Source organism: Micromonospora sp. CNZ299 (genome assembly GCF_002754415.1).
Genome location: NZ_PEFG01000001.1, coordinates 6,036,598 through 6,048,817, shown reverse-complemented (window position 1 = coordinate 6,048,817; position 12,220 = coordinate 6,036,598). Strand labels below are relative to the sequence as shown.

Annotated in this window: 2 protein-coding genes and 2 pseudogenes; 2 read left to right on the top strand and 2 right to left on the bottom strand. The window is 71.3% G+C overall.

Annotated elements, in window-relative coordinates; genetic code table 11:
* Window positions 1–27 precede the first annotated feature (27 nt).
* Window positions 28–5,400: pseudogene (locus CLT68_RS27535) on the bottom strand (type I polyketide synthase); the annotation flags it as partial.
* Between the two features lie 50 nt (window positions 5,401–5,450).
* A pseudogene (locus tag CLT68_RS27530) lies at window positions 5,451–10,562 on the bottom strand (SDR family NAD(P)-dependent oxidoreductase); the annotation flags it as partial.
* 248 nt (window positions 10,563–10,810) lie between these two features.
* Between CLT68_RS27530 and CLT68_RS27525 the strand changes: the two are divergent.
* Together CLT68_RS27525 and CLT68_RS27520 are read left to right on the top strand one after the other, a co-directional pair.
* Window positions 10,811–11,725 carry a ribonucleotide-diphosphate reductase subunit beta gene (locus CLT68_RS27525; protein ID WP_199177161.1) on the top strand — a complete coding sequence of 305 codons (915 nt, stop codon included), beginning with the start codon at window positions 10,811–10,813 and terminating at the stop codon, window positions 11,723–11,725.
* 2 nt (window positions 11,726–11,727) lie between these two features.
* Window positions 11,728–12,198 (top strand): hypothetical protein, encoded by a 471-nt coding sequence (locus tag CLT68_RS27520; RefSeq protein ID WP_099855285.1) that lies wholly within the window; start codon window positions 11,728–11,730, stop codon window positions 12,196–12,198.
* The last annotated feature ends 22 nt before the right edge of the window (window positions 12,199–12,220 follow it).

Sequence of the window (12,220 nt, the reverse complement as noted above, 5' to 3'; positions counted from 1 at the left end):
TTAGCTTGCGCGCCCGCGAGTGCCGGGTCACAGTTCGTTGTTGATGAAGGAGAAGATCTCCTCGCTGGACGCCGACCGGATCCGGTCGATCACCGCGTCCTCGTCGGCCGGCGCCGCCCGGCCCAACCTCTGCAGGGCGCTTTCGAGCCGGGTCACCACCTCGGTCCGCAGATGCTCGTCCGCCTCGGCCGCGGCGAGCTCCTCCTCCAGCAGCGCCACCTGGCGCAGCACGGCCGGGACCCGGCGGGGAGCCAGGAGGTCGTGCAGGTGCTCGGCGACAGCGACCGGGTTGGGATGGTCGAAGATCAGCGTCGCCGGCAGCGAGAGACCGGTGTGGGCGTTGAGCTGGTTACGCAGCTGGACCGCGGTCAGCGAGTCGAAGCCGAGATCCTTGAACGCCTGGGCGGCGTCGACCCGATCCGAGCCCGGATGCCCCAGGACCTCCGCGGCCTGTGCACGTACCAGTTGCAGCAGCAGTTGGTGCTGCTGGGCCGGCCCGTGGTCGGCCAGCCGCTCCGCCCAGTTGCCGGCCGCTGCCGCGGCGGCGGAGCGCCGGACCCGCACCAGCCCGCGCAGCGGCCCCGGAAGTGGGCCGGCGGCGGCCTGGGCGCGCAACGCACGCCGATCGAGGCGGGCCGGTACGAGCACCGGCAGCCCGGTGCGGAGCGCCTCGTCGAACAGGCTCAGCCCTTCGGCCGTGGAGAGGGGGATCATGCCGCTGCGCCGGATGCGGGCCAGGTTCGCCGGCTCGAGATGCCCGGTGATGCCGCTGGTCTGCGCCCACAGCCCCCAGGCCAGCGAGGTGGCCGGCAGTCCCAGCGCGTGCCGGTGCTGGGCGAGCGCGTCCAGGAACGTGTTGGCCGCCGCGTAGTTGCCCTGCCCCGGCGCGCCGAGCGTGCCGGCCGCGGATGAGTACAGGACGAACGCGGCCAGGTCGAGGTGGCTGGTCGCGCGGTGCAGGTTCCAGGCGGCGTCCACCTTGGGGCGCAACACCGCGTCGAGGCTGTCCGTGGTGAGGTTGTCCACTGTCGCGTCGTCGAGGACGCCTGCGGTGTGCACGACGGCGGTCAGCGGATGGTCGGCGGGAATCTCGGCGAGCATCCGGGCGACATGGGCGGGATCGGCGATGTCGCCAGCGCTGAACGTCACCTCGGCGCCGAGCTCGGTCAATGCGGCGGCGAGCCGCCCGGCGTCCGGCGCGTCGGCGCCTCGCCGGCCGGTGAGCATCAGGTGCCGGACGCCGTGCGCGGCGACGAGGTGGTGCGCCACCAGTGCGCCGAGTGTGCCGGTGCCGCCGGTGACCAGCACGGTTCCCGCCGGGTTCAGCACCGTCTCCCGCGACGCGTCCGCAGCCAGGGTGAGTCGCGGCACGAGCAGGCCGTCTCCACGGACGGCGATCTGCGGCTCGCCGGTGGCGAGGGCGGCGCCCAGCAGCGACGGCCCGTCCTCGTCGGCGTCGATGAGTACGAAGCGGTCCGGGTGCTCGTTCTGCGCCGACCGCACCAGGCCCCACACGGTAGACGCGGCGGGTGCGAGCGGGTCCGCGTCGTGCACCGCCACGGCGCCGCGGGTCAGCAGCACCAGTCGGGTCCCGTCGAGGCGGCTGTCGGCGAGCCAGCGCTGGAGCAGGGCGAGCGCCTCGCGAGCCGCGCGATGCGCCTCCGCGGCCAGGTCCGGGCCGGACGCCGGCGGGCAGGGGCGCACGACGTAGTCGGGAAGGTCGCCGAGGAACAGGGATGCCAGGTCGGGTTCGTCGCCGAGCAAGGTCCAGGAAACCGGTTCGTCCGTGGCGGCGGTGGGCACCCAGTCGAGGCGATAGAGCGATTCGGTACGCGCGTGCTGCCCGCCCCCGTGCTCGGCCTCCCGGAGCCGCACCGTGCCGGCCGAGAACACCGGGTTGCCGTCCTGGTCGGTCGCGTGCACCTCGGCCGTGTCGTCGGACGTCCGGCTCAGGCGGATCCGCAGGACTCGGGCGTCGCCGAGGTGCAGTCGTACCCGGCCCCACTCGGTGGGCAGCCGGGTGGTCTCCGTGGCGTGGGTCAGCGGAAGAAGCGCGGTCTCCAGCAGCACCGGGTGCAGGCCGTATCCCGCCGTCGGCAGGTCGTCCGGCAGGTGCGCCTCGGCGTAGACGTCGTCCCCGCACCGCCAGAGCCGGCGAAGTCCGAGGTAGGCGGGGCCGAGGTGCCGGGCTGAGGCGGCCGCGGCGTCGTGGACGGTCTCCGGGTCGATCTCCTCAGCGCCGGGCGGCGGCCAGGTGGCGCCGGGTTCGGCCGACGGCGGCTCGGCGCGGAGGGTGGCCGTGGCGTGGTGGATCCATGGCCCGTCGGTCGTGCCGCGCCCGTGCACGGTCAGCCGGTGGCCACCGTCGATCGGCACGGTGCCGAGTTGAAGGTGCCACGGCCGCTGCGGATCCGGTCGTACCGGGGCGTGGATGGTCAGGTCGTCGATGAGGTCGCAGTCGAGCTGGTCGGCCACGTGCATGGCCATGTCGAGCAGGGCCGTGCCGGGCAGCGTGAGGGAACCTTCGATCGTCTGCTGCCCGGTCCAGGGATGTTCCGCGGGGGAGAAGCGGCCGGTGACGAGCAGCGTGCCGCCGTCGGCCTGACGGATCGAGGCGCGCAGCAGCGGATGGTCGGCAGCGCTCAACCCGGCCAGGGCCAGATCGGCCGGCGCGGTTTCCGGCATGACCCAGTAGCGCTCGCCCTGGAAGGGGTAGGTGGGTAGGGCGATGTGCTGGTGGTTGTGGTGGAGGGTGTGCCAGTTGATGGTGGTGCCGTGGGTGTGGATGGTGGCTAGGGCGTCGGTGAGGTTGATGTGGCGGTTCTTGTGCTGAACCGCGGTGGCGGCGATCGTCGCGGTCGTGGTGATGTGGGGGGTGAGTGTGGGGTGGGGTCCGATTTCGATGTGGTGGGTGATGTCGTGTTGTTGCAGGGTGGTGATGGCGTTGGTGAAGTTGACGGTGTGGCGTAGTTGTGTGGCCCAGTGGTCGGCGGTGACGTTGGTCAGGGTTTGTCCGGTCAGGGTGGAGATGATCGGGATGCGGCCGGGGTGGTGGTGGATGTGGGCGATGGCGGCGCGAAAATCGTCGAGGATGGGGTTCATCAAGGGCGAGTGGAAGGCGTGGCTGACGGTGAGGCGTTGGGTGCGGATTCCGTTTTGAGTGAGTCGGGTGGTGACGTCGTCGATGGCGGTGGTGGTGCCGGCTAGGACGAGTGAGGTGGGGGAGTTGATGGCGGCGATGGTGACGTCGTCGAGGTAGTCGGTGACCGTGTCGGTGGTGGTGTGGGCGGCGAGCATCGCTCCGCCGGTGGGGAGGCTGTTCATGAGTTGGGCGCGGGCGGTGATCAGGGTGCAGGCGTCGGTCAAACTCAGGATGCCGCTGGTGTGGGCTGCGGTGATCTCACCGATGGAGTGGCCGGCCAGGAAGTCCGGGGTGACACCGTGGTGGGTCAGGAGGTGGTGCAAAGCCGTTTCGTAGGCGAAGAGCACGGGTTGGGTGTTGATGGTGTGGTCGAGTTCGTGGGTGCGGTCGCCCCACATCAGCGCTGGTAGGTCCAGGCCGAGCTCGGCGCTGATGGTGTTGATGGTGTCGGCGAACACGGGGTGCTGCTGGTAGAGCCGTTGGCCCATGCCCGGATGCTGGGCGCCTTGTCCGGGGTAGAGGAACGCCGTCTTACCGCTGGTCGCGTGGGTGATGGGCAACTGTCCCGCGGCCAGGTCGGGTAGCTGTGAGGCGGTGATGACGGCGCGGTGCGCGAAGTGGGTGCGCCCGGCCAGGGTGTGGGCGACGTGGTGCAGGTTCAGGTCGGGCCGGTCGGTGAGGTGCTGGTGCAGGCGGGTGGCGTAGTCCCGCACGGCCTGCGGGGTCTTACCCGACAGTGGCAGCAGCACCGGGCCGGCGGGGCCGTCGATGCCAGGGCTGTCGACGCCAGGGCTGTCGACGCCAGGGCTGTCGACGCCAGGGCTGTCGGTGGCAGGTCCGTCGGTGGCAGGTCCGTCGGTGGCAGGGCCGTCGGTGCTGGGAGGGGCTGGGTTAGATCTGGGTGGTTCTTCGAGGATGAGGTGGGCGTTGGTGCCGCTGATTCCGAAGGAGGACACGGCGGCGCGGCGGGGCCGCTCCCCGGCCGTCCAGGGTTGGGCTTGGGTGAGGAGCGCGACGTGTCCGGTGGTCCAGTCGATGTGGCTGCTGGGTTGGTTGATGTGCAGGGTGTGGGGTAGCTGCTGGTGGCGCATGGCCATGAGCATTTTGATGATGCCGGCGACGCCGGCGGCGGCTTGGGTGTGGCCGATGTTCGATTTGATGGAGCCGAGCCAGACTGGGGTGTCACGGTTTTGGCCGTAGGTGGCGAGGATGGCTTGGGCTTCGATGGGGTCGCCGAGGGTGGTGCCGGTGCCGTGGGCTTCGACGGCGTCGATGTCGGCGGGGGTGAGTCGGGCGTTGGCGAGGGCTTGGGTGATGACGCGTTGTTGGGCGGGTCCGTTGGGTGCGGTCAGTCCGTTGGAGGCACCGTCCTGGTTGACCGCGCTGCCCCGGATCACCCCGACGATGGGGTGCCCGTTACGGCGGGCGTCAGACAGCTTCTCCAGCAGCAGCATCCCGACCCCGTCGGAGAATCCGGTGCCGTCGGCGTTGTCGGCGAATGATTTGCAGCGTCCGTCGGGTGAGAGTCCGCGTTGGCGGCTGAACTCCACGTACAGCGTCGGCGTCGCCGCCACCTCCACCCCGCCGGCCAGCGCCAACGCGCACTCACCGTTGCGCAGCGCCTGCGCGGCCAGATGGACCGCCACCAGCGACGACGAACACGCTGTCCCGACCGTGACGGCCGGCCCGGCCAGCCCGAACGTGTACGCCACCCTGCCGGAGATCACCGCAGGCAGGTTGCCGGTTCCGGCGTACCCCTCGACCTCGTCGGCGATCGGCCGCAGCAGCATCGCGTAGTCCTGGTCGCTGGTGCCGACGTAGATACCGGTGTCGGTGTCGCGCAGCGACTCGGGATCGAGGCCGGCATGCTCCAGCGTCTCCCACACGCATTCCAGGACCACGCGCTGCTGCGGGTCCATGGCCAGTGCCTCCCGCGGGCTGATGCCGAAGAAGGCGGCGTCGAAGCGGTCGGCGTCGTGCAGGAACCCGCCACGGAGGCTGGAGGTGTGCCCGATCGCGTCCGGATCCGGGTCGTAGAGCTCGGCGAGGTCCCAGCCGCGGTTGGTGGGAAAGCCGGTGATCGCGTCCCCGCCACGGGCGACGAGATCCCACAGCTCGTCGGGTGAGCGCACCTCGCCGGGATAGCGGCACCCCATGCCGATCACCGCGATCGGCTCGGGTGCCCCAGATTCGAGCTCGAGGACCCGGTGGCGGGTCTGGCGAAGTTCGGCCAGCACCCGCTTCAGATAGGCGCGAAGCTTGTCCTCGTTCTCCATGTGGTCTCCGTACGGTCGCTCGGTGTGCGCGCTCAAGACGGACCGATCTCGCTGTCGATCGCTTGGAAGATCTCTTCGTCGGTAGCGGACTCCAGGTCGTCGTCCTGCCGGCCGGTCCCGTCGGAGCGTCCGTGCCAGGCCCAGAGCAGGGCTTCCAGCCGGGCGGTCACGGCCGCCCGCCCGGCCGGGTCGTCCGGCGCGTCCGGCAGGGCCTTTTCCAGATCGGTGATCAGCCGCAGCACCGCGGCGGACTGTCCGGGGCCGGCCAGCCGTTCGTGCAGGTGTGCGGCGAGCGCGGCCGGCGTCGGATGGTCGAAGGCCAGCGTGGCCGGCAGTTCGAGGCCGGTGCGGGCGTTGAGCTGGTTGCGCAGCTGGACGGCGGTCAGCGAGTCGAAACCAAGGTCCTTGAACGCCGTCCGGGCGTCCACGGCGGCGGCTCCGGAGTGCCCGAGAACGGTGGAGATCTGCGCGCGCACCAGGTCGAGCGTCAACGTTTCCTGCTCGGCCCTGGGCAGGCCGCGCAGCCGCTCGAGCCAGTCTTCCCGGGGGCGCTCGTGTGTCGCGCGCCGCCGGGCCGGCGGGACCAGATCCTGCAGCAGCGGCGGTAGCAGCCCGGAGTCGGCCAGCGTCCGCAGCGCGCTGCGGTCGAGGCGGGCCGGGACCAGGTGTGGTTGCCCGAACTTCAGGGCGGCGTCGAGGTGAGCCAGCGCCTGCGGGGTGGACAGCGGAATCAGGCCGGAGCGGCGGATCCGGGCGATGTCGGTCTCGGTGAGCCGGCCGGTGATGCCGCTGGCCTGTTCCCACAGCCCCCACGACAGTGCGGTGGCGGACAGCCCGTTCGCCCGCCTGTGGTGGGCCAGCGCGTCCAGGAAGGTGTTGGCGGCCGCGTAGTTCGCCTGGCCGGCGCCGCCGAGTACGCCGGACACGGACGAGAAGAGGACGAACGCGGCGAGGCCGGCGTGCTGTGTCTGCTGGTGCAGATGCCAGGCCGCGTCGAGTTTGGGGCGCAGCGCCGTGTCCAGCTGTGCGGGCGTGAGAGCGGCCACGGTGGCGTCGTCGACCACGCCGGCGGCGTGCACCACGGCGGTGAGCGGATGCTGCGTGGGTACGGCGTCGAGCAGTGCCGCGAGCTGGTCGGGGTCGGCGGTGTCGCAGGCGCGGACCGTGACGGTGGCGCCCACGGCGGTCAGCTCGGCGACGAGATCGCTCGCGCCCGGCGCTGCCTCGCCGCTTCGACTGGTCAGCAGCAGATGCCGCAGGCCGTGCGCGTCGACGAGATGCCGGGCGACCAGCGCGCCGAGCGCCCCGGTGCCGCCGGTGATCAGGACCGTGCCGTCCGGGTCGGGTCGTGGTGTCTCACCGGCCGTGCCCGCGGTGTCCGGTCGGTCGGTCAGCCGCGGGACGAGCAGCTGCCCGTCGCGGACCGCCACCTGGGGCTGCCCGGTCTCGAGGGCGGCGACCAGGTGCTCGTCGCCGGTGTCATCGAGGTCGAGCAGGACGAACCGGCCGGGGTGTTCGGTCTGCGCCGAGCGGACAAGGCCCCACACGGCGGCCTGGGTGAGGTTGTCCGGTGCCTGCGTGTCCACGGCCACGGCGCGCCGGGTGACGAAGGCGAGGCGCCTGCCGGTGTTGCCCGGCTCGGCGAGCCACTCCTGCAGCATGCCGAGCGTCTGCTCGGCCAGCCGGTGCGCGGCCTTCGGGAACGGCTCGCGCAGGTCGTCCACCATCGTGACCTCTGCGGGGGCCGGACTTTCCGCCGGTCCGTCGATCGGCCGCCAGACGACGCGCAGCGTTGTTTCACCGTCGGCGGGCACGTCGATCTCCGGCAAGCCCGCCGTCATCGAGGCGGCGACCAGCACCGGCGTGCCGGCCTCATCGGTCACGACCAGCTCGTACGTGTCTGCCCCGGTCGGCCGGGTGTGCGCCCGCAGGGCGGCCGGCCGGCCGGCGAGGCGACGCACCCCGCGCCAGGCGGACGGTGCCGCGCCGCCGGCGAGCAGCGGCCGGACGGCCGCGTCCAGCAGCGCGGGATGTACGCCGTGTCCGGCTCCGCTCACCTCTTCGGCGAGGGTGGTCAGCGCACCGCGCAACGGCCAGTCGCCGAACGTGGTCGGGGCCGCCGCACCGGTGCCCACCGCGATCGTCGCAGTGGCGTGGCGCGTCCACGGAGCATCCGCGTCGGTGCGTGCGTGCACGGCCACGGCGTAGCCGTCCCCGTCCGGGCGCAGCGCCAGCTGGAGGTCCAGACCGCGGGTGAGTAGGGCGGGCCGGTGCACGGTCAGCTCCTCGACGAGGTCGCAGCCGATCTGTTCGGCGGCGTGCATGACCAGATCCAGGAAGAGCGTCGCGGGCACCAGGTGCCGCCCGTCGCCGATGGCGTGGTCGTCCAGCCACGGATGGGTCGCCGAGGTTAGGCGGCCGGTGAACAGATGGCCGTCGTCCGCCGCCAGCCGGTGATGGTCGTGCAGGACCGCATGGTTTGAGGTGCGCCCGGTGGGCGACGCGGTGAGCAGCCAGTACGTCCGGCGCTGGAAGGGGTAGCCCGGCAGCGTGACGTGCCGGCCCGCGTGGATGGCCGGCCAGTGGACCGGCACCCCGTGCTCGTGCGCCCGAGCGAGCTGGCCCACGACCGTCAGGTCCCGGTCGGCCCGCTGCAGCGGGATGGCGGTCCCCTCGGTGACCAGGGGGCTGAGCGCGGCGTCCGGGCCGATCTCGAGGTACGTCGTCACGTTCAGCTCGCGCAACGTGGCCAGTGCGTCGGCGAAGCGGACCGGCTCGCGCAGCTGCCGTACCCAGTAGTCGGCGGTGAATGCGGTGACCGGCCGGCCGGTGAGGGCGGAGACGACCGGGATGCTCGGCTCACCGAACTTCAGGGCGCCGGCGGCGGTGCGGAACTCCTCGAGGATCGGCTCCATCAGGGCCGAGTGGAACGCATGGCTGACGGTCAGGGCGCGGGTCCGGACGCCATCGGCGGCAAGCCGGGCCGCCACCTCGGCGACCCGCTCTGCCGGTCCCGAGATGACCGACGAGTCGGGACCGTTGACGGCGGCGAGGTCAACCCCGTCGACGAGGTAGCGGCGGAGAACGTCCTCGCCGGTGCGTGCCGCGAGCATGGCGCCACCGGCGGGCAGGCCCTGCATCAGGCCGGCCCGCGCGGTGACAAGCGCGCAGGCGTCGGCCAGGTCGAGCGACCCGGCCACGTGGGCCGCGGCGACCTCGCCGATCGAGTGGCCGACCAGGTAGTCGGGCCGCACGCCGTACTGTTCGAGCAGCCGGTACAGCGCCACCTCCACGGCGAACAGCGCCGGCTGGGCGTACCCGGTCTCGTGGATCGCCTCCGAGTCCCACATGATGTCGCGCAGCGGCCCGTCAAACTGCTCGCAGATCTCGTCGAACGCCCGGGCGAAGGTGGGATGCCGCTGGTAGAGCCGCCGGCCCATGCCCGGGTGCTGTGCGCCCTGCCCGGTGAACATGAAGGCCGTCCGTCCGCCGCCGGCGAACGTGATCTCGGCGGCGCCGGCCACCTCGGCGAGGCCGGTCACCAGCTCCTGCCGGTCGCCAGCGGTGACCGTCGCCCGGTAGTCGAACCGGCTGCGGCGAGACAGGGTGTGACCGGCGTCTGCGAGATCGAGTTCGGGATTCGCCGACACGTACGCCGCCAGCTCGCGGGCCTGGGCGCGGACGGCCTCGGGCGTCCGCGCGGAGAGCAGCCACGGCGCGAGTCCGGGCCCGGCCGCTTCGGGACGCGGCACGGGCGCGGTGCCGGGTGCGGGCGGTTCTTCCAGGATGAGGTGGGCGTTGGTGCCGCTGATTCCAAAGGAGGAGACCGCGGCGCGCCGTGGACGGTCGCCGGAAATTGGCCAGGGGCGCGGCTCGTCGAGCAGAGCGAGGGGGCCGGACGCCCAGTCGACGTGCGGGGTCGGTTCCCCGGCGTGCAGCGTGCGCGGGAGGGTGCCGTGGCGCATCGCCATCAGCATCTTGATGACACCCGCGACGCCCGCAGCGGCCTGGGTGTGGCCGATGTTCGACTTGACCGTGCCGAGCCACAGCGGCCGGCCGGCGGTTCGCTCGGCGCCGCCGTAGACCGCGAGCAGCGCCCGCGCCTCGATGGGGTCGCCGAGTGTGGTGCCGGTGCCGTGCGCCTCCACCACGTCCACGTCCGTGGAGGACAGGCCGGCCGCTGCCAGGGCGCTGCTGATCACCCGCCGCTGCGCGGGCCCGTTGGGGGCGGACAGTTGGCCGCTGGTGCCGTCCTGGTTCACCGCGCAGGAGCGGATCACGCCGAGGATCGGGTGGTTGTCGCGTACCGCGTCGGAGAGCCGGGCCAGCAGCAGCAGCCCGGCCCCCTCGCCCCACCCGGTGCCGTCAGCGTGCGCGGAGAACGACTTGCAGCGGCCGTCCGCGGACAGGCCGCGTTGCCGGCTGAACTCGATGAAGACGCCCGGCGATGCCATCACGGTCGCCCCGCCGGCCAGGGCCATGGTGCATTCGCGGTTGCGCAGCGCCTGCATGGCGAGGTGGATGGTGACCAGCGAGGAGGAGCAGGCGGTGTCCACGGTGATGGCCGGGCCGTGCAGACCGAACGTGTAGGCGATGCGGCCGGACGCGACGCTCGAGGCGCTGCCCAGGCCGATGAACCCTTCCAGCTCTTCCGGAGGTTGGCTGATCCGCATGCCGTAGTCGTCGTACATGGTGCCGACGAACACGCCGGTGTCGGTGTCCCGGACGGCGGCCGCGGTCAGGCCGGCGTTCTCCACCGCTTCCCACGCAGTCTCCAGCAGCAGTCGCTGTTGGGGGTCCATCGCCACCGCCTCGCGGGGGCTGATGCCGAAGAACGCGGCGTCGAACTCGCCCGCGTCGTGCAGGAAGCCGCCGCGGGTGGTGTAGGAGTGCCCGGTGCGGTCCGGATCCGGGTCGTAGATGTCCTCGGGCCAGCCGCGGCCCACCGGGAACTCCGAGGTCGCGTCGCTGCCGTCGGCGACCAGGTGCCAGAGGTCGTCGGCGGATCGCACCCCGCCCGGAAAACGGCATCCGATGCCGAGGACCGCGATCGGTTCGGCGCGTTCCGCACGGACGGCCTGCAATTCCTGTCGGGTCTCGTAGAGGTTGGTTGTCACGCGTTTCAGGTACCTGCGCAACTTGTCCTGATCCGACTCCACAACCGACTCCTCACGACTTGCTGGCCGCTAGGTGACGCACCGATCGACAAGCTAGGCAGGAGTGCTTACTGGCTCCTTACCCGCCGCTAAAGGGGTGGCTTTAGCTCTGGGTAAGGGGGCGGTTAGGCGGCGTTGGCACGCTGGCGCGGCATGCCGGCGCCGGCAAAAGATAGGGGAAAGCGCCCATGGTTGAAATGTCCCGAGAGCTGGTTGCCCGGGTTGAGGGATCCGCCTTGGCGGAGATCCGTGACCTGGACTTCGACGACGTGATGGACTACGTCCACAAGGATCTGAAGAAGCTTCCCGACTATCTCGATCTCTACCGTCGTTACTACCGGCAGCGGTGGGACGTCTACGAGCTCGACTTCAGCCAGGACGTTGTGGACTGGCGCACGCGGATGCCGCAGGAGGAGCGCGAGGCGTTCGCGGCCATCGCGGCCGGGTTCCACCACGGTGAGCGCCAGGTCGAGGTCGAGCTGCCCGTTTTCATGCTCGCCGGTAGCGAGGAGGCGAAGCTCTATCTCGCCACGCAGATCGAGGACGAGGCCCGGCACACGGTCTTCTTCGACCGGTTCTACCGGGAGGTGGTGGGTCTGCCCGGCGACTCGATCCAGGATCTGCTCGACTCGTCCTTCGAGTACGTGTCGGAGACGTTCGTCGGGCCGTTCGGTCTGCTCGCCTACCTCGCCGACGACCTGCGCCGTGACCCGGAGGACCCGGTGCGCCGGGTGCGGTACGGCACCGCGTACTTCCTCTGGACCGAGGGCGTCCTAGCGCTGACGGTCATGAAGGTGACGCTCACCTACTGCCGGCGTAAGGGCTACCTGCCCGGCTACTACACCGGCTTCACCGCGTCCTGCCGGGACGAGGCCCGCCACGTGCAGTTCGGCATGCGGTTCCTTCGGGACTCGGTGCAGGAGAATCCGCGTTTGCTGCGCGAGATCCACGACACGCTCCGCGCGGAGCTGGCGGTGAACGGGGCGGCCAGCCGCTTGGTGCCGCTCGAGCCGCTGGGCTGGAGCCCGCCGGACGTGCAGCAGGTGATGATGCGGCAACTGCGGATGAAGCTGTCGGATGTTGGGATCGGCCTGCCGCCCGACATCGAGGCCATGGTGTCCAAGATCCAGCCCGAGCTCGCGGGAGGGTGATGATGAGCATCGCGACGGAGACGGTCCGGTTCTTCAGCAAGGAGTGGGCCGAGGCGGCCCGGGTGGCCGTCGATGACGGTCCGGACGAGGCCGAGATGGCCACGAAGCTGAACACGTACTGGGAGTGGATCGACCGGGCCCGGACCGGTTACTCCTACTCCTGGGCGATAGGTGTGCGCGATCTACCGGCTGAGCTCGGCGGCCCGTCCTACCTGTACCTGAACTGGCAGGACGGCCACTGCGTGCAGGGTGACGTGATCAGCCCGGAGAAGACAGTCAAGGCCGACTATGTGCTGCTGGGCGACTTCGCGACCTGGCGCGGGCTGCTGGCCGGCGAGCGCGATCCGCAACGGCTGATCATGTACCGGCAGCTGCGGCTTCAGGAGGGCAGCGACACGTTGCTGTTCTTCCGGGGAGTCTACTTCTTCGTGGAGTCCGTCGGCGCGATCGGGCGGATCCCCGCCCACTTCTGACGCACCGGCGTCGGAGCCCCCG